The organism is Methylotuvimicrobium sp. KM1, assembly GCF_044788715.1.
Classification (GTDB): Bacteria; Pseudomonadota; Gammaproteobacteria; order Methylococcales; family Methylomonadaceae; genus Methylotuvimicrobium.
Map to the genome: position 1 here is coordinate 2,865,646 of NZ_CP173170.1, position 21,809 is coordinate 2,887,454.

The 21,809-nt window shown below is 49.1% G+C and carries 19 protein-coding genes; 12 read left to right on the top strand and 7 right to left on the bottom strand.

Features of this window, described 5'->3' with window-relative positions:
• Window positions 1-281: 281 nt before the first annotated feature.
• From ACINK7_RS12250 to ACINK7_RS12260, 3 genes are all read right to left on the bottom strand, one after another.
• Window positions 282-977: an endonuclease/exonuclease/phosphatase family protein gene (locus tag ACINK7_RS12250; RefSeq protein ID WP_404355504.1), complete on the bottom strand. Its 696-nt coding sequence runs from the start codon at window positions 975-977 to the stop codon at window positions 282-284.
• Window positions 974-3,106 carry a VTT domain-containing protein gene (locus ACINK7_RS12255; protein WP_404355506.1) on the bottom strand — a complete coding sequence of 711 codons (2,133 nt, stop codon included), beginning with the start codon at window positions 3,104-3,106 and terminating at the stop codon, window positions 974-976. Before ACINK7_RS12255 ends, ACINK7_RS12250 begins: the two co-directional genes overlap by 4 nt.
• Before the next feature lie 237 nt (window positions 3,107-3,343).
• Window positions 3,344-3,631, bottom strand: a complete 288-nt coding sequence (locus ACINK7_RS12260; protein WP_404355508.1) for a hypothetical protein — start codon at window positions 3,629-3,631, stop codon at window positions 3,344-3,346.
• Window positions 3,632-3,819: 188 nt separating this feature from the next.
• Between ACINK7_RS12260 and ACINK7_RS12265 the strand changes: the two genes are divergently transcribed.
• The 3 genes from ACINK7_RS12265 (at window position 3,820) to ACINK7_RS12275 (ending at window position 8,073) form a co-directional block, all read left to right on the top strand.
• Window positions 3,820-5,022: a hypothetical protein gene (locus ACINK7_RS12265; RefSeq protein ID WP_404355509.1), complete on the top strand. Its 1,203-nt coding sequence runs from the start codon at window positions 3,820-3,822 to the stop codon at window positions 5,020-5,022.
• Window positions 5,023-5,031: 9 nt separating this feature from the next.
• The gene (locus ACINK7_RS12270; protein ID WP_404355511.1) at window positions 5,032-5,847 is read left to right on the top strand and encodes a mechanosensitive ion channel family protein; all 816 of its coding nucleotides are present in this window, start codon (window positions 5,032-5,034) and stop codon (window positions 5,845-5,847) included.
• 297 nt (window positions 5,848-6,144) lie between these two features.
• Complete coding sequence (locus tag ACINK7_RS12275; protein ID WP_404355513.1) at window positions 6,145-8,073, top strand: DUF389 domain-containing protein; 1,929 nt, start codon at window positions 6,145-6,147, stop codon at window positions 8,071-8,073.
• Window positions 8,074-8,342: 269 nt separating this feature from the next.
• On the opposite strand, the gene ACINK7_RS12280 is transcribed toward ACINK7_RS12275, so the two are convergent.
• The 3 genes from ACINK7_RS12280 to ACINK7_RS12290 all read right to left on the bottom strand — a co-directional run bounded on the left by ACINK7_RS12280 (window position 8,343) and on the right by ACINK7_RS12290 (window position 10,999).
• The gene (locus tag ACINK7_RS12280; protein ID WP_404355514.1) at window positions 8,343-9,212 is read right to left on the bottom strand and encodes an OmpA family protein; all 870 of its coding nucleotides are present in this window, start codon (window positions 9,210-9,212) and stop codon (window positions 8,343-8,345) included.
• Between the two features lie 277 nt (window positions 9,213-9,489).
• A complete protein-coding gene (locus ACINK7_RS12285; RefSeq protein ID WP_404355516.1) occupies window positions 9,490-10,374 on the bottom strand; it encodes a phosphate-starvation-inducible PsiE family protein in 885 nt (294 codons plus the stop codon).
• A gap of 238 nt (window positions 10,375-10,612) precedes the next feature.
• The gene (locus ACINK7_RS12290; protein WP_404355518.1) at window positions 10,613-10,999 is read right to left on the bottom strand and encodes a cupin domain-containing protein; all 387 of its coding nucleotides are present in this window, start codon (window positions 10,997-10,999) and stop codon (window positions 10,613-10,615) included.
• Window positions 11,000-11,247: 248 nt separating this feature from the next.
• On the opposite strand from ACINK7_RS12290, the gene ACINK7_RS12295 reads away from it, so the two are divergent.
• From ACINK7_RS12295 to ACINK7_RS12325, 7 genes are all read left to right on the top strand, one after another.
• Complete coding sequence (locus ACINK7_RS12295) at window positions 11,248-12,702, top strand: FAD-linked oxidase C-terminal domain-containing protein (protein ID WP_404355520.1); 1,455 nt, start codon at window positions 11,248-11,250, stop codon at window positions 12,700-12,702.
• A 2-nt stretch (window positions 12,703-12,704) separates the two neighbouring features.
• Window positions 12,705-13,775 carry a glycolate oxidase subunit GlcE gene (glcE, locus tag ACINK7_RS12300; protein ID WP_404355522.1) on the top strand — a complete coding sequence of 357 codons (1,071 nt, stop codon included), beginning with the start codon at window positions 12,705-12,707 and terminating at the stop codon, window positions 13,773-13,775.
• Between the two features lie 3 nt (window positions 13,776-13,778).
• Window positions 13,779-15,023, top strand: a complete 1,245-nt coding sequence (glcF, locus tag ACINK7_RS12305) for a glycolate oxidase subunit GlcF (RefSeq protein ID WP_404355523.1) — start codon at window positions 13,779-13,781, stop codon at window positions 15,021-15,023.
• Window positions 15,024-15,411: 388 nt separating this feature from the next.
• On the top strand, window positions 15,412-15,828 hold the full coding sequence (locus ACINK7_RS12310; protein ID WP_404355525.1) for a hypothetical protein: 417 nt from the start codon (window positions 15,412-15,414) through the stop codon (window positions 15,826-15,828).
• 58 nt (window positions 15,829-15,886) lie between these two features.
• On the top strand, window positions 15,887-16,300 hold the full coding sequence (locus tag ACINK7_RS12315) for a BLUF domain-containing protein (protein ID WP_404355526.1): 414 nt from the start codon (window positions 15,887-15,889) through the stop codon (window positions 16,298-16,300).
• A gap of 226 nt (window positions 16,301-16,526) precedes the next feature.
• Complete coding sequence (pyp, locus tag ACINK7_RS12320; protein ID WP_404355527.1) at window positions 16,527-17,984, top strand: photoactive yellow protein; 1,458 nt, start codon at window positions 16,527-16,529, stop codon at window positions 17,982-17,984.
• Window positions 17,981-19,162: a hypothetical protein gene (locus ACINK7_RS12325; protein WP_404355529.1), complete on the top strand. Its 1,182-nt coding sequence runs from the start codon at window positions 17,981-17,983 to the stop codon at window positions 19,160-19,162. Before pyp ends, ACINK7_RS12325 begins: the two co-directional genes overlap by 4 nt.
• Before the next feature lie 252 nt (window positions 19,163-19,414).
• Here ACINK7_RS12325 and ACINK7_RS12330 read toward each other — a convergent pair whose 3' ends face one another.
• A complete protein-coding gene (locus ACINK7_RS12330; protein WP_404355530.1) occupies window positions 19,415-19,930 on the bottom strand; it encodes a YkgJ family cysteine cluster protein in 516 nt (171 codons plus the stop codon).
• A gap of 395 nt (window positions 19,931-20,325) precedes the next feature.
• Between ACINK7_RS12330 and ACINK7_RS12335 the strand changes: the two genes are divergently transcribed.
• Window positions 20,326-20,763, top strand: a complete 438-nt coding sequence (locus ACINK7_RS12335; RefSeq protein WP_404355531.1) for a multicopper oxidase domain-containing protein — start codon at window positions 20,326-20,328, stop codon at window positions 20,761-20,763.
• Window positions 20,696-21,751 carry a multicopper oxidase family protein gene (locus ACINK7_RS12340; protein ID WP_404355533.1) on the top strand — a complete coding sequence of 352 codons (1,056 nt, stop codon included), beginning with the start codon at window positions 20,696-20,698 and terminating at the stop codon, window positions 21,749-21,751. The genes ACINK7_RS12335 and ACINK7_RS12340 overlap by 68 nt, the downstream gene beginning before the upstream one ends.
• Window positions 21,752-21,809: the final 58 nt, after the last annotated feature.

Consider the following 21,809-nt stretch of genomic DNA (forward strand, 5'->3'; position numbering starts at 1 on the left):
ATTTCAAGTTTCGGCAGTGCCTTAGGAGGCGCCGGGGTGCTCGACAAAGGCTTTGCCTACATGGACGCGTATTCACGGCGTCCTTTGACGGGCACCCCGGCGCCGAATTTTGATCTCCGATGAGTATAGTGTATCTCTATGAGATTGAGTGGCCCACTGGAAAAACCGTTTGGGTTGATTTGCTGCTGCCTCCCTTAATATTGATCAGCAATGATCTTTTTAGGTTACTCAAGTATTGATCATTCACTCGTTATTCCTGTTTTCAAAACAATCGATATCCATCAAATATTTCCTACTTCGATTTCCGCCACGAGCGGTAAATGATCGGAGGCAATTTTACTCAATTCCGAAACATGAACCTCAAGCGAAATCATGCGTTCCGCCGGATCAACCCAAATCCTATCCAGGCTCAGCAGCGGTCGATGAGCCGGAAATGTCGCTAATGCCGGCATTTTGTTGAAGCGGCGCTTCAACCAGCGCATCGAACGTCCCCATAGCAGCCATTCATTGAAGTCACCCAGCACGATATTAACATCGGCGGTACTGCTTGCCAAAGCCGACAACACGCCTCGAACTTGCCGTCGCCGTTCTCCCGGGGACAAACCAAGATGAGTCGCCAGTATCGTCAGGTTCGTGTTGCCGAGCGTCAGTTTTGCATCGATCAAGCCGCGCGGTTCTCTGCCGGGCACGCTGATATCGATATGTTCCACGGCGCGAACAGGAATGCGAGACAGCAAGACGTTACCGAAGTGTCCCTGCTTCGCCAAATAAGTGAATCCGCTGATCGCATTCGCCACGGCGGCTTGTTCGAGCTCGGCCAGAACACTTTCGGGATGAGCAATCAATGTCTCCACTTCCTGCAACGCAATCAAGTCGGCATCGATTTCTTTCAACACTTGAGCGATACGGGTCGTATTTCTGGCGCCGTCACGTCCGATACAACTGTGAATATTGTAAGTCGCGACCCTAAGTTTCATACGCTCCCGCTGCTCACGCCTTTGCCGTATTTTTTTCGCAGATGCCCCAGAAAAAAGAACAAGGCAACACCGAATAAAGCGATGACCATCATTAATCCGACGAAATAACTCGATCCTGAATCTCGCATCGCCACGAAAATGCCGTAAGCCATAATGACCAACACGGATAAGGCAGGCAGCAAACCGATCATCGTTCCAAGCGCAAAGTCGTATAGGGAAATTTTGGAAACCCCGGCGATCAAATTGACGATTGAAAACGAAGCCACCGGAAAAATACGAAAAAATATGACCGATTTCAGCCCGGATTCCGAGAATTTCCGAGTCAGACTGTTCAATAAATCGCCGCTCAATCGGCTCATTTTATCGCGACCCAGTCTTCGTCCAATCAAGAATAAGCTCACCGCGCTTAATTCGGCGCCGATCAGTGCATACAAGAAGCCTTGCCAGGGCCCGAATAACAGCACTGTGGCTATTAGTAGCACTGTAACCGGAAAAAAACACAAGCCGCCCGCGATGTAAAGAAATGGAATCAAAAGAAATGCGTAATGCTGTTGTTGCACCCACAAAGCGGCCGCTTCGACCGTATCGAAAACCGAGTATTCGCCCAAGTCGGCCCAGCGCCACAATGCCGCGAACACCAGAAAAATAGCGATCAACAAGACGTTGTTCAACATATGTTTGAAAACGGGGAGTTGTTGTTTCGGGCCGATAAGATATTGGAACAATTCGTCCGGCTCTAACGGTTGCTCAGGATCCAATAATTCGGACTCGGGCACCCATTGATCGACTTCATCGGGAATTTCACCGTCTAGCGGCACGAGCCTACGCTCACCCTTGCTCAACGATTCGATCGCGCCGGCCAATGTTCCTGTTTCATGATACGCTTTCGCTACCTGTTCGATTTCCGTGCCCAGATGCTCGGCCAGCAAACCATTACGAAATGCCGATATCGCTTTGGACTCCGGAGAGCCCTCCGCCGCCGCGATCGCCAAATCGCATTCCGAATCGAAACCGAGCGAGCGATTACTCAGGTTCGACGAACCGACGCGAACGAAACAATCGTCGATCACCATCACTTTCGCATGCACCATCAAATCCACCTCCGGATCGACGGAAACTCTCGGATAATACACTTGCAGGCGCCGATGACCGTCGGCCTCGCGTAATTTGAATAAGATCCGAGCACGCAACACGTCCATCGTGTGCTGTTCGAGCCAACCGCCGGTTTTTTTCGGCTGCACGATGATCACTTCGGGCCCGTCCGTTTCTTGTAAACGCGCCGTCAATGCCTCGCCGATTCGAAAGGAACTCAAATACTGGTTTTCGATATAGATGAATTTGCGCGCCGCGGCAATCGTATCCAGATAGAGCCGTTCGACCTCGCGCACTTCGGCGTAATCGCGATGTCTAGGCCAGGTGCGCGCGATCGCGACTTCAACATTATTGAAGTCCGCTGTAACGCTTTCCGGCCAGGGATCGCCGATCTCGATCCGCTCGTCGATCAACGGAGCTTCTCCGTAAGCTCTTTGCCAACGTTCGCTGGCCAATTCGCCGAGTGCTTGCGCCGCCGGACCGTCGACTAGCATCTGCATGTCGTGAAACGGCGGATAGGCTTCGCCGTCAGGGTCGACCCGGCGTTTATCGTCCGGTAAATGATTAGAGGTATCCCAACGCCATTTGCTCAAGTCCAAACCGCCCGCAAAGGCGACGGCGTCGTCGATAACGACCATTTTCATATGCTGGGACGCGCCGACCGGATGTTCCCCGTCCAGGCAAAATCGAACTTGCTTATGAGTACTCCATAGCAATTTGTAACGAGGAAAAAACTCGCGCTCCATCGCATAGATCATCGCAAAATCCCAACTCAACACATAAATTTGCAGACCCGGATTCCGTTTAGCCAAAAAATCGAGCAATTTTCCCAACTCTTCGGGGCATTCGGCGGTTTCACCGTTTCGAATCAAGCGCAATTCACTATGCAAATCCCAACCGACGATCATGATTGACCGTCGTGCTTTCTGCAATGCTTCGTGCAAGGCTCGGAAGTAATTTTCGCCGTCTATGACAAAAGCGGCCCGATGCGCTTTTTCAATTCGCCAGCAGTTTTCGCTTTGAAAAATTGTTTTCACGCGCTTTGGCCTTCTTGCTTTCGGTTTAAATATTCTATCGCTATTTCAATTCCATGGATGTTAAACCAACTGGCAAGCAATCGCCAATACGACAAGCGTTCGATGAAAATTCAGATAGCCGAGATAATACGAAAATAAGGAAGAATATCTTGAAATGGGCCGGACTGTAGATTTAAATTTTCAAATTCAGTCCGGCCGGGATGATTGTAATTGAGACTTTTTATGGATTTGAAATTTTTATTTGAATTTTGAAGCGGCCGATTTAAACGATTGACTCATCGAATCCCACGCGCTATCCAAACCACCTTTGAGCTCTTGCCAGGCACTCTCACTAGCTGCTTTGATCTCATCGAGTTTTGCAGAAGCTTCATCGCGCTTCTTTTTTAAATCGCTGATTTCTTCCTTGTATTGAACCTCGGCATCGGCTTCGGCCTGCTTTGCCTTAGCCTGGAGCTTGTCAATCTCAGCATTCCATTCGTCGAGTTTAGCTTTCATTTTTTCTACATACGCATCTTTTTCGCTCATGACCGACTCCTTAATTATTAATTAAAATATCGAACAAAATAGTTTTCGGGTCACGGCTCCGGGTAAAAAATTTACCGAAACCTTTTTGCAATATACGCAACTCTTCAATTTGACGCAATTTTATAGATCTTAGGCTACTATAACGCCTACAAAGCTATTTGCCACGACATAAAACTGGTCTAATCATCATGAATCGCCCGCGCAATGAAAATCATGAAACGTCTGAAACCTTTACATTATGGGAATTCGTATCAATCAGCGATTTTGAACGGCCTATCGTTTTGAGCACGGATGCGGCCCGACAAAAATGGCGTTTGTTCAAGCGCCTTTTTACCCGTGCCGACGAATCCTCGACACCGATAAAACCGGAAGATGCCTTACAAACTTTGTCCGAGGCGCGCTTGGATCAGCTCGCGCCTCCGATCGACCGGCATGCGGCCGTCGATGCGCTCGATCGGGCATTGGAAGACTGGTTGCAAACTCGACCGAACGGCTCCCCGGTTAAATTCATCATAGGTCAAGCATTTTCGGCTAATGAGGAAGTTCTCGCCCGTTGGACCGCACGGCATAACGCTCGTCTAATAACCAAACCCACTGTAGAACAAATACTCGAAAACGATTCGACTTGGCCCAATGTTCCGACAGACTCACAAAGTCTTTGGGTCTTGCCGAATTTGGACAAATGTTTTTTACGTCATGCGGAAGGATTATCATTGATTCGGCGATTTTTAGCCTTGGCTTTAAACGGCGATTTAGGACCCGGAATTATCGGTTGCGCCGACTGGTCTTGGACCTACCTGCGGCGGGTCTGCTCCTTATCGAACGGCAATGCATTGACGCTACAAGCATTCGACGGCAAGCGACTCTCCGCTCTATTCTCGCAACTGGCAAGCTCCGCCCAACCGACCGGTTTGCAATTCCTAAACGCCAATACAGGCAAAACCGTTTTATCCGATTCTCGGGAAGAAAATCTAGAGGTCAGCAAAGACTTGAACAAATTAGCCATGCGCTGCCGCGGCAATGCCGAAATCGCCAGACTTTTTTGGCGCGATAGCTTGAGAAATGAGCCTGAGGAAGCAACGCTTGAAGATTCGACGCCAACTACCACAGTTTGGGTCGGTCCTTTCACTGAAGGTGCCGTTATACCCGGCTCTCATGATGAAAACGTCGCATTGATCCTGCACGCCCTACTGATACACAACGGATTGCCGGCTAAGGTCTTAACCCGAGTCTTACCTTTTTCCGACTATCAAATCATGGACTTATTATTCAATTTGAAGTCCTTGGGCGTCGTTCATTTGCAGTATGACAACTGGCACGTCGCGCCAATGGGCTATCTCAGTAGCCGGCATTATTTAAGCGCGCAAAACTTTCTGTTGGACGATTTTTAGGAGAAGACAATGGACAACAATAACATCGCCAACATTTTCATCAAGCCCGATTTAGGAACCTTACAGCACGTAGTACTCGTCATTTTGGGCACCGTTTTCGTGATTCAGGCGATGCAAAAGCTTTTTCCTTGGATTGCCGATTATCTTCACGGTGCTTCACGGCTTTTCGTTTTAGCGATGATTCCGTTGCTGCGGCTGATTTTGATTCTGGCGGCATTTATATTGATCGTACCCCGTATCATAGAACCGTCCATGCAAAACATGTTGGCGTTGTTGGGCTCTATCGGAATCGTTCTGGGTTTCGCCTTGAAGGATTACGCCAGCGGTCTAATTGCCGGTATCGTCGCGGTTGGCGAGAGACCCTACCGTAACGGAGACTGGATCGAAATCAACGACATCTACGGCGAAGTCAAACATATCGGCATGCGTGCCGTACAAATCGTCACGCCGGACGATACCGCCGCTTACATCCCGCATACCAAAATTTGGAACGAGCCGATTCTGAACGCCAACAACGGGACACCGGCGCTGCAATGCGTGGCCAATTTTTATTTGCACCCGGATCATGATGCCGTTCGAGTCAAACAATTACTGCACGATGTCGCATTGACCAGTCCTTATTTGAATCTCGAGCAACCCATTGCCGTGGTTGTCCAAGATCAGCCCTGGGGCACGCATTACCGTATCAGAGCCTATCCTATCGAACCCTACCAGCAGTTTCGTTTCATTAGCGACCTAACTATTAGAGCCAAGGCCGGTTTAAAAAACCTTGGTATCATTTTTGCCGTTGCACCAGCGCTTCCGAAAAATAAAGACATCCATTAACCTAGAAAAAGCATTTCACCATGAAGATCATGAAGAATAAGAAGTTAATTCAATAACTTGTCATTCTTCTGTATACAACTTTCGCTCACCCGAAAGGTTAGCTGGAATGTATAGGTAATTTATTGAAATACTTAATTAACTTCATGTGCTTCATGGTTGAACTGCCGAATTTAGGGTTAACTTGATGGATTTGCTAGGCCCCATTAACTTGCCGCGCAACGGAAAACGAATTGACTGTCTTTTATTTTCTCCATGTTAGAATCATCCGGACACACATAATAACAATTGGGAGGCATCATGACGCCGACGGAAAAAACCTTATTGATTCATCAGCAGCCCGAAAACTCGGTTCGGCTCCGCAGCGCCTTGGAAGCCGCGATTCATTACGGCGGAGAACTGGAACCGGTAATGCTCGACGAGTTTATGAATGATCCTTCAGCCTTCTTGAGAGGCCGCTTACATGTCGTGAGTCTCTTGACCAACAGCGAATTATCCCGATTATTACGCGAAGCACATCGCTATCAATTCAGTGTCGGCTTACTGCCGGCCAAGGATAAGTCGATTATCTGCCGATTGTTCAACATTGCCGAACAAGTCGAAGATGCGGTGCCGCGCGCGCTCGACCCCGACAAGGCATACCCTGTGGATTTGCTGCTGTGTAACGATGAAGCAGTCATCTGGACGGTTTTGATCGGTGAAGCGCCTTTCATCACGATGCGCCAGCATGCCTACGAAAAAAATCCGCTACGGGAACAGGTAAACGAATTTCTTGCCAGTATTCCCAATCTAACCAAACTCAAACCTTTCGAGCTGTCAGTCTCAACTGAAAAAGGTCAGCGTATCGAAACCGCTGTCACCGGTGTTTTGATCATAGAAAACGATATCGAAACGCTTGCCGCGAACCTGATTAACGAATCCATTTCGTCACAAGACGGCAAATTATCAGCAATTTTTTTGGCGCCTTCATCGGTCATGGAGTTTCTCAATTTCTTGATAATCGCGATTTATTGCAAGCTTCGCACGGTCAGTCACTTACCGAAAGCGGTCGGGTATATCAAAAGCGCCACGTTAGAATTATCGAGTCCTAATACCCTTTCGTATGCGATTGACAGCCGGCAACGCAAGGCCGAACGTATCTCGTTAAAAACCATTCCCCAAGGTATTGCGATCAATGTCGGCGAACGCTACAAAGCCGCGCATAAAGTCATTCATGACGACGCGAAGGACACGGCCAAAATTAAACCGCTCAGACATAGCGCGAAGCATATGAACCGTTTAAAAAAGAGAATGCCGTTCTTCTCGACTGCGGTCGAGTCCGATTTCAAGGATTTGTTTTTGATGCTGCGCGACAACGCCAAGCTATCCGGGCCTTATATCAGCTTGATGGTCTTGAGCAGCATGCTGGCGACCTTCGGCCTGTATCTTAATAGTAGCCCGATCGTCGTCGGCGCGATGGTGTTGGCACCGCTTATGGGTCCGATCGTGTCGCTATCGATGGGCATTTTACGCAACGACAGCAAATTACTCAGAAGCGGCATGACGGTGTTCGGCATCGGCATCGCCTTGGGTCTGTTCGTGTCGGTCATTACCGCGCTACTGATTCCTTACGAACAATTAACCGCCGAAATCCGCTCCCGCTCGCAACCGAGCCTGCTGGATTTAGGCGTTGCGATCATCTCGGGCAGCGCTGCCGCCTATACGCATGCCAAGGCGACCCTGCTCAGAACGCTACCGGGCGTCGCTATCGCGGTCGCCTTAGTGCCGCCGCTGTGTTCGATGGGCATCGGCATTGCCTGGTGGGACTGGAATATCGTCAGTGGCACCGGCTTGTTATTTTTGACCAACTTTGCCGGCATTGCGCTAGCCGCCGCGGTTACCTTTCTATTTTTAGGTTATTCGACGATGTTTCGAGTCAATCGGGGACTCGGTTTATCGCTGCTGCTACTTTTCTTAGTCAGCGTTCCGCTCTATCATTCTTTCGCGAACACCGCGATACACAGCCGTATTACCAACGCGATCAATGCAAAAACCTATAAGGTGAACGACAAGACGATAGAAGTCGACGATGTCGAAGTCGTATCGATTAGCGAAAAAGTGCGCTTATCGGTAAAGCTGCACAGTTCCGACCCGCTGGTATCGGAAGATGTCGCCGCGCTTCGCGATTACATCAGCAAGGAAATCGAACGCCCCGTGTTATTGGATGCGTCATTTAGTATTTTGCAGTAGTTAGAAAACCAAGCAGCTCATTTGCCTTGTTCTCAAGTCCGAGAACAAGGCATATACTCAACGTAGATCAAAATTCGGCACCGGGGTGTCCGCCAACGGCCCAGCACCTAAATTATCTAAGACAATGGCAAATGGGCTATGGAATTTATGTGCTGGGTGAATACGAACCTATAGGTCTTCACCTAGCGTTAGGTGAGGACCGATACCCCCTGCGCTTCCTTAAGCACTGCCGAAATGTGAAAGGTATATCCTATGCATCGACGCAGATTTTACCTTGGATAATTATATTGCTGCTGGGGATAACCTGGCTGTTGAGGGTATTGTTGTGGATAACCTCCCTGTGGTTGCGGAGGATAACTTTGTTGTTGAGGATACCCTTGTTGCGGGTAGCCTTCTTGCGGTTGCCTGGGATAGTTCTGTTGCTGCGGGTAATTTTGTTGTTGAGGGACTCCTTGAGGTTGCTGAGGATTGGTACCCTGATTGACAGGAGTTTGGTTAGCAACGATAGCCAACTCAACGCGTCGATTTTGAGCTCGATTTTCTTCGCTGGTATTAGGGACTTTCGGCATCGATTTACCCATTCCTTGCTGTGAAATCCGAGCATAATTGACTCCGCGCTGAATCAAATAATTCGAAACACTGCCAGCCCGTTGATCGGACAGTTTGAGATTATAACTTTCGCTGCCGATATCGTCGGTATGTCCGGTGACGGTAATGTTAGATTCGGGATACTGATTCAAAACATTGGCAACGGAATCCAATGCGCTCATCGCCTGGGGTGTCAATTGCGCGGAATCGAAGCCGAACGTAATACTACTCGGCATCGTCAGGTTGAGTGTATTTTCCGAACTTCTTTGTATTTCGATGCCGGTACCCTGCAAGGATTCGCGCATCTCTTGTTCTTGATTATCCATATACAGACCGACCGCAGCACCGACTGCGCCTCCGGCCAGTGCACCCAGGCCCGCATTTTTCCAGTCGTTACCGCCGAATAGAGTACCGGCGCCGGCACCTACCGCCGCGCCTATACCGGTACCCATCGCGGTCTTGCTCATCCGGGATTGCCCGGAATAAGGATCGGTCACACAAGCCGATAAAAGTACGGAACTAACAGCCAACATTAAACATTTATTTTTCATAAACATAGATTCTCATGGTAAATTTGAAGCTATTAAGGATTTTTTATTGGTACAGACTAAAACACAAAATTAAAGCTGAGCTGAATAAGCTTTAGCTGCATGGTTTTTGAGATACGCCTATCGCATAAAATTTCGGCAATAGCGTATGCAAGGCACAGGAGTGTTCTCCAAAGGCTTTGACAGTCCATCACCTAGCGTTTAGTTAAGGACTGTCAAAGAACCAGTCAATCCAGCAACTGAACTTTCCAAAAATAGGGAAATTATTTTCGACAAAATCCTATATCGTTTTATCTTCTTCCGAGTGATACTTCCCAACAACCCAATAAGTAACGCCTAGAGCCAATATCACAACGCCTGATGCATAGACATACTGCGGATCGATCACTTTATAATCGAAAATGATAATTTTCCGAGCAACCGCCATAACTGCGGTTGCAAGCACCAACCTGATAGGAATGACATCGGTACGTAGATACAGCGTAATATTGATAAAAATTTCGATGGCAATCAAAACCATCATAAACGATCCGAAAGTCGCCAAAATATCGCTGACTGTCAGCATTAAATAAGGTGGAGTAAATAGTTTATCGAAAATAACAACAACGACATCCCAAACCCCGAATATGATAACCGCTACCATTAAAACGGCTAAAACGTTGACAGCTTTGATAATTGTTTTATGCAAACTTCCAATCAGAGGATTCACATCCTCCGTGGGCAATTCGGCGTGAGCCATTTGGGCTTGATATTTTTTTCTAAAATGCTGCATCAGCAACGACACGATGTTTTGCTCGTGTATAAAATAATCCGACCCGGCATCATGCTCAAAAAATGAATTAAGTCCTTCCACGTTCGATAAATCGGCATCGGTAATTTTTTTAAATCCCATGCTCCAGTCGGGAAACTGTCTTTTATCGACAACCTTACGCTCAAGGATGTTGATCCCACTATGACGCGGATCTTTTTTAATACAGTTGTATAGTGCATCTACCTCCTTATCTTCGCCTTCCAAAACTTGAACGAAGGTATCTTGGCAATACAACAACATGCCGGTAAGATTCCGAGCCGCATTATTAACTCGGCATTTCTCAAGCATATTCAACATATCCTCATCACTCATCGGACGAGTCGCCGAACTGATATAAAGCATACGGATTAACATGTTTACCCCTTCCAAAATTTATAATTATTATTGAGCGATTCATTATAAAACCCAATGAATCTCTGAAAATAGGATACCTCAATATTTACTTTCGACAATGAAATTGAATCATTCCTTGCGCATTGTGATTAGCCGAACTTGAGTGCTGACAAGCAAAGGTAATGCGAGTGCCGTTTCCGAATAGACTGGAGGTGCTTAAGATAGAATCCAAAATCACCTGGCAGGAAGTGACTAAAATCTATGTTAATCCATTCGGATTATCTTCGATATCTTGGTAATTAGCATCTAAAAAACGAGGAGTGCAGATCGCAAGAAAAATCAAATCTTCCGATCCGATATTGGCAATCCGTTGACGGTACGTCGGAGGGATCAACACGATGTCGCCTGGCTTGACTTCTTGCGGCGGTAAGCTTCCAACTTCAACCCGTCCCAAGCCTTGTATGATGACATAACGCTCGACGGTTCCGACAAGACGATGCCAACGTGTCGTAACGCCTGGCTCGACGCGGGCTCTTGCAATAGACAAGTCCGGATCGTCGCAGCTATTGGACTGCTCGATAATGAAACACTGTTCCGGAGTGTAAAATTCATCATCAAGGTTTAGTTTTTTGATCGATGCTTGCATTGATTTTTCCAGGCATTTTTTGAAGATTTAATCGAACGACACAAGAACGAGGGAATTATGCAGATATCTGTTTTCTATACCAATTGATAACATGGATTTTTCCTTGAAAAAGGGTCTGACATATCACATACAGAAAACTAAAAAACGGTTGGCAAATTTTCTGTTTATATAACACACGTTCGGGAAAAACGAAATTTCTGTTATGTTAAGCGATCTCCCACACGTATTCACTTTCAAATAATTTCACGATGCGTCACGCCAATTTAGCCGAAGCCTTCCAAAACATTCTGCCGTTCGAATCGGTACTGTACGAGCCCGAGGATCTCAGGCCCTATGAATGTGACGGGCTGTCGGCGTATCGGCAACTGCCGATGATCGTGGTTTTACCGGGCAACGAAACCGACATCGTCGAAATCCTAAAAATCTGCAGTGCGGAAAAAATTCCGGTCGTCGCGCGCGGGGCCGGCACCGGGCTTTCCGGCGGCGCGTTGCCGCATGCCGACGGCGTATTGCTGTCCCTCGCCAAACTGAACAAGATTCTCGAAATCGACCCCGTGGCCTGTACCGCGCGCGTGCAACCCGGCGTGCGAAATCTTGCAATTAGCGAAGCGGCCGAAACCTACGGACTGTATTACGCACCCGACCCATCATCGCAAATTGCCTGTACAATCGGCGGCAACGTTGCCGAAAATTCCGGCGGCGTCCATTGCCTGAAATACGGACTGACCGTGCACAATATCCTGAAACTGCGAGTGTTGACTATCGAGGGCGATGTGCTCGAAATTGGCTCGGAAGCGCTCGATAGCTCCGGCTTCGATTTGCTCGCGCTGATGACCGGCAGCGAAGGCATGCTCGGCATCATCAGCGAAATCACCGTGAAACTGTTGCCGAAACCGGAAGCGGCCCAATTAGTGATGGCCGCATTCGACGACATCGAAAAAGCCGGTGCGGCGGTCGCGAACATCATCCGTGCCGGCATCGTGCCGGCCGGTCTGGAAATGATGGACAAAATGACGATAGCAGCCGTCGAAGACTTCATTCACGCGGGCTACGATCCCGACGCCGAAGCGATACTGTTGTGCGAATCCGACGGCTCGAACGAAGCGGTCGCCGACGAAATCGAGAAGATACGGGACATCATGCACGAAAGCGGCGCGGTCCGCATCGATACCGCGCGCTCCGATGCCGAACGCCGGCGTTTTTGGGCCGGGCGCAAAGCCGCTTTTCCGGCGGCCGGCCGGATCTCGCCCGATTATTACTGCATGGACGGCACGATTCCTCGCAAACATCTCGCACAGGTCTTGCGAAAAATAGCGGAGTTGTCGTCGTACTTCGACCTACGCTGCATGAACGTGTTTCACGCCGGCGACGGCAATCTACATCCGTTGATCCTGTATGACGCGAATCAAGATGGCGAACTCGAAAAAGCCGAAGCCTTCGGCGCGCGCATCCTCGAAATCTGCATTGAAGCCGGCGGCTCTTTGACCGGCGAACACGGCGTCGGTATTGAGAAATTGAATCAAATGTGCCTGCAATTCAACGATGCCGAGCGCGACCTATTCCATGCCGTCAAGGCCGCATTCGATCCGGATTCGCTGCTAAATCCCGGCAAGGCTATTCCGTCGCTGCACCGCTGCGCCGAATTCGGCGCGATGCATGTCCATCGCGGCGACGAAAAGTTTCCGGATTTGCCGAGATTCTGAACATGGAAGCGATAGTCGAACAACTCACCGAATGCGTCGTCAAAGCGAACGAGAACAAACAGGCGCTTTGCATTCGCGGCGGCGGCAGCAAGGATTTTTACGGTAACGCGGAGGCTCTGCACGATTCGAAGCTGGAAACTGGACCGTATCGCGGCATCGTCGATTACGATCCGACGGAACTGGTCGTCAGCGCCCGAGCCGGAACGCCGTTGAACGAACTGGAAAGCCTATTGAGCGAACACGGCCAGATGCTGGCCTTCGAACCGCCTGATTTCAACGGGGCGGCGACGCTGGGCGGTTGTATCGCGGCCGGACTTTCGGGACCGAGGCGCGGCTATGCCGGAGCGGCCAGAGATGTCGTGCTCGGCGTCAAACTGCTCGACGGCCGGGGCCGAATTTTGAACTTCGGCGGCCGGGTCATGAAGAACGTCGCCGGCTACGACGTCTCGCGCCTGATGACCGGCGCGATGGGCACGCTGGGCGTCATCCTTGAAGCCTCGCTCAAAGTGCTGCCGAAACCGGAAACCGAACGAACACTCTGTTTCGAACTGCCGGTCGAGCAGGCTTTGGAAACGATGCGGCGCTGCGCAGGCCAAACGCTGCCAATCTCGGCGACCTGCCATATCGACCGGCGTTTTTATATCCGGCTCTCCGGCATCGAGTCCGCCGTTCATGCTGCGCTCGTCAAGCTGGGCGGCGACGAAATCACAGCCAGCCTGAATTTTTGGGAATCGATCAAAAATCAGACGCATCCTTTTTTTTACGGCAACAAAAAGCTTTGGCGTTTGTCGGTCAAACCCACTTCCCCGCCGCTTTCGATTCTCGGCGAACAGACGATCGAATGGGGAGGCGCGCTGCGATGGCTTGCGGCAGCCGAAGACTGGACTGCAGCAGCGATTCGCGCGCAAGCCGAAAGCGCCGGCGGACATGCGACGTTGTTCCGCGGCAATGACGAAACTATTCAAACTTTTCATCCGCTGCCGCCGGCCTTGTTGAATATTCATCGGCGCCTGAAACGTCAATTCGACCCGGCCGGCATATTCAATCCGCAGCGTCTGTTTCCGGAGTTTTAAACGATGCAGACCCGACTCGACGAACGATATCAAAATACGTCGCAAGGCCGCGAAGCCGAAACGATACTGCGTAACTGCGTCCATTGCGGCTTCTGTCTTGCTACCTGCCCGACCTACCAGCTTTCGGGAAATGAACTCGACAGCCCGCGCGGCCGGATTTATCTGATCAAACAACTGCTCGAAGGCCAGGAAGTCACGAGGAAGACGCAATTACACTTGGACCGCTGCCTAACTTGCCGCGCCTGCGAAAGCACCTGTCCTTCAGGCGTGGAGTACGCGCACTTGCTCGATATCGGCCGCAATGAAGTCGAACAAACGATAAAGCGCGCTCCTATCGACCGGATGCTTCGTTTCGCGTTGCGCAAGGTACTGCCGAACCACAATTTGTTTGCGTTTGTTTTGAAATCGGCTAGGCTGGGCCGGCCCTTGCTGCCTGAGCGATTGCAAAGAATGGTGCCAGCCCAACCGAAGATTCGGCAAAACCCGACGCAGGCCAATCATCCACGTAGAATGCTGGTACTGCAAGGCTGCGTGCAACCCGCGTTAAATCCCGACATCAACCACGCTGCAGAACGCGTGCTGGACAAGCTCGGTATAGCGCTCGTAGACGCGCAACAGGCCGGTTGCTGCGGCGCTCTCGCCTATCATCTCGACGCACAACCCGAAGGACTGGATGCGATGCGCCGTCTGATCGATGCCTGGTGGCCCTACATTGCAAATCCCGATAAGCCGATTGAGGCGATCGTCGTCACGGCGAGCGGCTGCGGCGTTATGGTCAAGGATTACGGCCGTCTGCTGAAACACGACTCGGCTTACGCCGAAAAGGCGGCCCGCGTTTCGGAACTGGCCAAAGACATCGGCGAAATCGTCGCCGCGGAACGGCCCGAACTGACTCGCCTACTGGAAAACTGCCCAGCGCCCGAGGCCGAAGCCATCGCGTTTCACGCGCCTTGCACGCTGCAACACGGACAGCGACTCGACGGCGTCGTCGAAAGCATTCTGCAAACGGCCGGCTTTCGATTGACCCGCGTCGGCGATTCTCATTTGTGTTGCGGCTCAGCCGGCGCCTATTCGATAGTACAGCCGCACATCGCCCGGCAGCTACGCGACAACAAAATCGCCGCCTTGACCTGGGACGACTCAGCTATCGTCGTCACCGCAAATATCGGCTGTCAGATGCATTTGCAAAGCGGAACCCAACTGCCGGTGCGGCATTGGATCGAAATCCTGGATCAGGTTTTGTGCTGAGAAACGGGTGATCGTTATCCCTAAATTCGGCAATGAGTCCACGAAAATCATCATAGAGCTACATCAAGCTCTTGAACCTAAATTCGGCAGTTTGACCATGAAGCACATGAAGTTAATGAAATATTCCAAAAGATTATCTAAATATTCCAGCTAATGATTAGGTCATAGATAACGTCCTTATTTTATGTGGGTTCGGTTGCTCGATTGACCGGTTCGGCGGCAGGGAGCCGCCGTCAAGCCTACAAGGACGTATTCACGGCGTCCTGTCAAACGAATAACCGAACCCTAGACAAAGCTCAGCTTTAACATTTTTCGGTCTTTAGGTCATGGGTGCTTCATTTGTTAGGATTTAGCAAGTTATTGAATTAACTTATTATTCACGATCTTCATGGTGAAATGTTTTTTTATAATAACGACTTCGTGCCAATTTTTTTGCCGGATCAAAAGTCTCCTGCTCCCACCAACTCGCGAACCACTCGGTAAAATCGCGGATGGCGCCGAAATCCTTCAAGCGCAGGTCGACAAAATCCTGATTGCCCCACGCCCCACCATCCAATTAACCCTCTTCCACCTCAGTCTCGATGGCTTTTCAATAAAGCTTGGTGACGATCGACATAAAACCCGTAAGTCCGGCAAGCCGCCAAGCGATATTTCTTTTGATAGAAGTTTCCAACTCGATGCTATTGATATATATCTTATCGCTGATATAAATATTATAAATATGGCTGCTTCGATTAGACTCCGCCAGGATATAAGCTTCGACAAGCCGAAGCTTATTGTTAATCAGATTACTTTTATTGCGTAATCAATTATTATATGAACCGATTCAGTTGATTTCTCCAGCAATGAATTCGAGGTGTTCAATGTATTTAGTCAGACTGATATACGCCAGCAGAGCAAGAGAAGGTTTCGGACCGAACGATGTCGAGCAGATTTTAGGAGTTGCCCGCAAAACCAATGCCCAAAAAGGCATTACTGGCATGCTGTGTTTCAATGGTTATAATTTTTTGCAATCATTGGAAGGCTCGCGTACAGCTGTCAATGAATTGTACCGTCATATTCTTGAAGATAAACGCCATTTCGATACAACCTTGTTGGAATATCGCGAGATAGTAGCCCGCGATTTTGATAATTGGCATATGGGATATCTAGGGTTAACCAAAGAAAATCAAGCATTATTGTTGCGTTTTTCAAATAATTTGGAATTTGACCCTTTCAAGATGAGCGGCGCCACTGCTCATGCAATGTTGTGTGAATTAAGCGCAATACTTCAATAGGAACCATCAGAATATCTTGAGCTCAAGCTCCAAAACCCGGCTGACCTTTCTAAGTAACCTACTTTAATCCGCTACTATGCCAAAATCTGTCACATTGAAGTCTCGATTAACTGTCCATGTCTTTTTATGCGGTGTTTTTTTCTTTATAGCGAGCCTAATCTTTACTTTCTCCCTGCAAAACCATGACGTTTTAAATACATTATCAGTAGAAGTACGATCTCAGGTTTTGCAAATTGCTTATATTTTTCTCGGCATACTGGTAGCACTTATAGCGCTTGTCGTTATTATGCTCAATATACTGCTAGAGAAAAACCTCACCACTCCAATTAAAAAAGGCATTTCGCGACTGGAAAACATGCAAAAGGATTTGAATATTCGTTTTGAATATCCAAATGACGATGAACTGGGAAGTTTATTTTCCGCCTTCAACGGTTATTCGGGCCAATTGCATCAAATCATAGAAGAAGTCGCAAGAACCTCGGACGACCTTAACGTTGCTGTCGAGCAATTTGCCGGTAATACTCACCAAAGTATCGATCTTGCACATTCACAACAACAAGAGACCGATCAAGTCGTCAAGGCGAGTGCTCAGATGACCGTTTCATCAAATGAAACGGCCGAGCATGCCGATGCGACTCAAAAAGTCGCCTCCGACGCTAAAGAACAAACCAAAATGGGATTACAAGTAGTCAATGAAACGATGTCCTCGATCAGTATGTTGGCAAATCAAATGGAATCCATGCAATCGGCGGTCAGTCGACTCGACCAGGGCAGTCACAACATCGGCGACGTAATCGACACTATCGCTAAAATTGCCGATCAAACGAATCTTTTAGCATTGAACGCGGCTATCGAGGCCGCTCGAGCCGGCGAGCACGGTCGCGGTTTTGCCGTTGTTGCCGATGAAGTACGAAAACTCGCTTTTGATACGCAAGAAGCTACCCAACAAATACATGCCATCATTGCCGACCTGCAAGAATCAGCACAAGCAGTAACTGGGGCGATTGAACAAGGTACGACACAAGCGCATAACTGTGTAGAACAAGCCAATAAGGCTGGAGAATCTCTGCATACAATCGATCATCGAGTGGATTCGGTTTACGATATGGGAAAACAAATTGCTTTAGCCGCTCGCGATCAAAATAGCGTAGCAACCGATATTAGCCAAAGCATGCTGCGCATTAATGAACTCGCCGAGGCAAACGCTCAGGCAATGAATCAAAATCAAGAAGTGAGTCAAGCGCTGTCACAACGCGCCCAAAAACTGGAAAAATTGGTTTCCAACTTCAAAACCAACACACTCTCCTCCAGCATCGTCGAATTTGGACGCGACGATATCGAAAGCGCTATGCGTAAAATGAGCAGCGAAGAATTGGATCGCATTGCATTCGGTGCAATCGAATTGGATAAAAACGGCCGCATTTTGCGATATAACTCCGCGGAAGGCGATATAACCGGACGCAATCCGAAAGAAGTCCTCGGTCGAAACTTTTTCACCGAAGTCGCCCCCTGCACAGACACTCCCCTATTCAAAGGCGAGTTCGACAAAGGGGCTCGTATGGGCTTTCTCAACAAAAAATTCGAATACACTTTTGATTACAACATGCGCCCCACCAAAGTTAAAGTACATATGAAAAAATCACTGAGTGGCGATACCTATTGGATTTTTGTTAAACGTGTATGATGTGGTGGCAAAACGGCGCTAATATGCGCCGATTGATTGTCGATTTCGTACTTGGGCATATAAGTCGATTACGCCCTGGCGCTCACATGCCGTCTCCACAAGCAGTTATGCTCTCAGAAAACTGGTCGGCTTCACCGCTAAACATTGACTCATTGGAATTAGTGGATTGCGCAACGGCATTCGCACAAATGTTGCATATTGCGGATTCCGGGCTGGAAGATTATTTACTTGCAAAACCTTCGGTCAACGGCTGGAAGGAGATCGCGACGGCGAGTCTTGAAAATTTTCATCAATTCATCAGCTTTTCCAGCTCAGGATCGACATCCCCTCCTGTCGTTACGACAATACCTCTCGCTCATATTCAGCAGGAAGTCGATTTTATCGCTCAGCATTTGTTAACCGGCAATAGCGCTGTTCGTCGAATCTGGACTTTGATTCCGGCTCAACATATCTACGGCTTTATTTTTACAATGGCATTGCCGAGCAGATTGGTCAATCGACCGGAAGTGATAGATGGACGCCAACGCTTACCGATTTCATTAGAAAAAAGCTTACAAAATGGCGACATGATTGTCTCAATACCTGACTTTTGGCAACATTGGATAAATTCGGGTCTTAGATTGCCGCGTCCGGTTACTGTTGTTATGGCCGGCGCACCTTGCGCACCAAAAATACTCGCGGCTTTATTAGCGCAAAACGCAGATACCATTGAAATATACGGAGCAACCGAAACCGGAGGCATCGGCTATCGAAAAAAACCTGATGAGCCGTTTGCTTTATTCCCTTATTGGCAAATCCTCAACGATTCGATTCGCAACCATCTTCATAGCGCTTACATTCCAGACAAACTACACTGGGTAGATAAAAAACACTTTATTGTTCAAGGACGTAAAGACGGACAAATCCAAATCGCCGGAATCAATCTTAGTCTCGAAACGATTGCTTCAGAGATCAAACAGCATGCTGCTATCCATGAATCGGTGGTTAGATTCGATGGAAAACGACTGAAAGCATACATCGTACCTAATAAAGACAGCAAACTAAACTCGTCTATGTTGATCGATGAACTGTCTTCATGGTTATCGACTCGACTGCCTAGTACACAGATACCCAAACATTTCACGGTAGGTTCAAAATTACCGCGAAATGGGATGGGTAAACTATGTGATTGGGATTAATTACTCTTTTAATCCTACTCCCTTAATACTCAAAAAATAGCTATACCTTTGTAACTATTCAGTCCCCGGAAATTATCGTTCCCACGCTCTGCGTGAGAACGATAGGGGGGTATGAATAATTACATACCTTTCGCACTTCAAATTTCGGCATTAGTGTATGGAGGTGGCGGGTTGTTCGACAAAGGCTTTGACAGCATGGATGCTGTCATAGAGACTACATGTCCCCCAGCTTCATATCAATTTTTTGCCGGATCAAAAATCCCCCTGCTCCCGCCAGCTCGCGAACCACTCGGTCAAATCGCGGCTGGCGCCGAAGTCATTCAAGCGTCGGTCGACAACATCTTGATTTCCCCACACCACGCCATCCAAACACCCCCCTTCCACCTCAGCCTCGATGTCTTTGCAGTAAAGCCCTTGATCACGGTCGACATAAAACCCGTAAGTCCGGCAGGCTACCGGACGATATAGGTAGACGCGACAAGCTCCCGCAGAGCGGTCCAGTAATGGACAGACGTAGGGGCGGGACTGCTGCTCGGCTAACGCAGCCATATCATGATCAATCTCCTGAAGCCGGTCCGAAGGCAAAACGGCCAGACCTTCCCGCAATAATTCCCATTCGGCCTCGGTCAGTTGAGGCACAGCCGCGAGCCGCCGGCAACAACCGTCGCAGCCCATACGGCATAACCAATCGGCATGATCCTGCCGGATAGAATCGACGCGCTCTTCGATATCGGCATGGAGCCGAAGCAATGTTTCCATCGTTTGCATACTTTACTTTTGAATAATGTCGTTAAAAATGCGCCTTTCTCTCACCATTCCCGTTGCGAGGCTTGTTGAAACTCACGCCTTCGTAGCGGCTACCGAAAGCCGCTAACGCTCGAAAATCAACCGCTTTGAAATAAGACGGCCAATACTACCATTGAGGCTGTCATAATACTCCCGTCTTACTGAAGAATCGTTCAACTTTATTGGGTATGGAGCATGCCTATAGAGGAACCCCGTGAACCCGTCCATGGGGCTTGACGGCGACTCAATCGCCAGGGTGGCGATTACAAAAGCTTTGATAGCATGGATGCTATCATAGAGCCGACATGGACGTGTTCACTGTGTCCTTTGACGTACACCCCGGCACCGACATTTAACTAGCAAAGGGTTTAAAAAGTATGAAATCATCTTTATTGTTTTCGCTACGATTATCGTTATGTTGCGGCCTGAGCCTATTGATCACAAAGCTACCGCATGCCGAAGAGACTTTATCCGTCGATAACGAAGCGGTGATAGAGCAATTGCAACAAGAATTTCACGGTTCTTATCCGGAAACCGCCCCGCCTTCGAACAAAGTCCAAAGCCAAGAACTGATTGCCGCCGAAGCCGAATGGGGAATCCTACCGCCTTACCAGACTACGGTTTGGGCCTATAACGGCAAAATCGCACCCGTTATCCGCATCAAGCTGGGCGAAACGCTCAAGCTGACGCTACACAACAAGTTACCGCAAGCGACTTCGATTCATTGGCACGGAGTAAGACTGCCGAATGCCATGGACGGCGTGCCGGGCGGTCACCCAGCCGGCCATCGAACCCGGCACAAGCTTCACCTATGAATTTACCCCGAAAGACGCCGGCACGTTCTGGTTTCATCCACATGCCAATTCTCCCGAACAAATCGAACGCGGCTTGCAAGGACTATTGATCGTCGAAAACCCGGACGAACCGAAATATTCACAAGATCTCGCCTGGATCGTGGATGACTGGCTATTGGAAAAAGGCGCGAAAATTCACGATCGTTTCGTCACCGGTCACGATTTGATGCATGACGGGCGCTGGGGCAACGTCGTGACGGTCAACGGCCAGTTCCGGCCTTCGATTCCGGTCAAACCCGGCGAACGCATTCGGATCAGAATGGTGAATTCCGCCAACGGCCGCGTGTTCGCGCCGACCGTGGAAGGCATCGAAGCCCAGATTATAGCCGTTGACGGTCTGCCGGCCCAAAGCCCCATAACGTTACAAAATTTTTATTTGGCTCCCGGCAATCGCATCGATCTGGACCTGACCATTCCTAAAAACGCCGCCGGAAAAACATTCGCTGTTTTGGATAGCTTCGGCAAAAAAGCCAACAACTTGGCCATGATACAAGTGGAAGACACGACAGCCGTAACTACGCCGACCTTCAAGCCTATCCAGGCCAAGCATTTTCCGGACTGGCGATCGGCAATCGACGCCCCGGTCACGCACGAGTTCATGCTGAACGCAATGCGCGGAGGCGAACACGGCATTACCTGGACCATCGACGGTCACAGCGGTCACGACACTATCGCGCAAGAACTGCAAGCCCATCGCTTTTACCGCCTGCGCTTTACCAACCGCTCTTATCGCTTGCATCCAATGCATCTGCACGGCCAATTCTTCCAAGTCATCGCGGTCGACGACCGGCCGGTGCGAGAAGGCTTTTGGCGCGACACGGTATTGATTGGTCCCAAGCAATCGGTCGATATCGGCTTGGTGCCGATCGACAAAGGGCTCTGGGCGCTACACTGCCATATTCTCGAACACGCCGAAGCCGGCATGATGACTACGATACGCATTCAATAACCCGAAAATCTCGGTACGGAATATTGCTAGCGAGCAAAATCATTCGACTAGAATAACC

What these genes read in the sequence shown, in the direction of transcription:
- ACINK7_RS12325 (WP_404355529.1), top strand. Translation starts at nt 17,981, where the DNA reads ATGATGTGGTGGCAAAACGGCGCTAATATGCGCCGATTGATTGTCGAT.
- ACINK7_RS12310 (WP_404355525.1), top strand. Translation starts at nt 15,412, where the DNA reads ATGGTGAAATGTTTTTTTATAATAACGACTTCGTGCCAATTTTTTTGC.
- ACINK7_RS12270 (WP_404355511.1), top strand. Translation starts at nt 5,032, where the DNA reads ATGGACAACAATAACATCGCCAACATTTTCATCAAGCCCGATTTAGGA.
- ACINK7_RS12260 (WP_404355508.1), bottom strand. Translation starts at nt 3,631, where the DNA reads ATGAGCGAAAAAGATGCGTATGTAGAAAAAATGAAAGCTAAACTCGAC.
- glcE (WP_404355522.1), top strand. Translation starts at nt 12,705, where the DNA reads ATGGAAGCGATAGTCGAACAACTCACCGAATGCGTCGTCAAAGCGAAC.
- ACINK7_RS12250 (WP_404355504.1), bottom strand. Translation starts at nt 977, where the DNA reads ATGAAACTTAGGGTCGCGACTTACAATATTCACAGTTGTATCGGACGT.
- ACINK7_RS12285 (WP_404355516.1), bottom strand. Translation starts at nt 10,374, where the DNA reads ATGTTAATCCGTATGCTTTATATCAGTTCGGCGACTCGTCCGATGAGT.
- ACINK7_RS12275 (WP_404355513.1), top strand. Translation starts at nt 6,145, where the DNA reads ATGACGCCGACGGAAAAAACCTTATTGATTCATCAGCAGCCCGAAAAC.
- ACINK7_RS12280 (WP_404355514.1), bottom strand. Translation starts at nt 9,212, where the DNA reads ATGAAAAATAAATGTTTAATGTTGGCTGTTAGTTCCGTACTTTTATCG.
- ACINK7_RS12290 (WP_404355518.1), bottom strand. Translation starts at nt 10,999, where the DNA reads ATGCAAGCATCGATCAAAAAACTAAACCTTGATGATGAATTTTACACT.
- ACINK7_RS12265 (WP_404355509.1), top strand. Translation starts at nt 3,820, where the DNA reads ATGAATCGCCCGCGCAATGAAAATCATGAAACGTCTGAAACCTTTACA.
- ACINK7_RS12330 (WP_404355530.1), bottom strand. Translation starts at nt 19,930, where the DNA reads ATGCAAACGATGGAAACATTGCTTCGGCTCCATGCCGATATCGAAGAG.
- ACINK7_RS12315 (WP_404355526.1), top strand. Translation starts at nt 15,887, where the DNA reads ATGTATTTAGTCAGACTGATATACGCCAGCAGAGCAAGAGAAGGTTTC.
- ACINK7_RS12295 (WP_404355520.1), top strand. Translation starts at nt 11,248, where the DNA reads ATGCGTCACGCCAATTTAGCCGAAGCCTTCCAAAACATTCTGCCGTTC.
- ACINK7_RS12335 (WP_404355531.1), top strand. Translation starts at nt 20,326, where the DNA reads ATGAAATCATCTTTATTGTTTTCGCTACGATTATCGTTATGTTGCGGC.
- glcF (WP_404355523.1), top strand. Translation starts at nt 13,779, where the DNA reads ATGCAGACCCGACTCGACGAACGATATCAAAATACGTCGCAAGGCCGC.
- ACINK7_RS12340 (WP_404355533.1), top strand. Translation starts at nt 20,696, where the DNA reads ATGCCATGGACGGCGTGCCGGGCGGTCACCCAGCCGGCCATCGAACCC.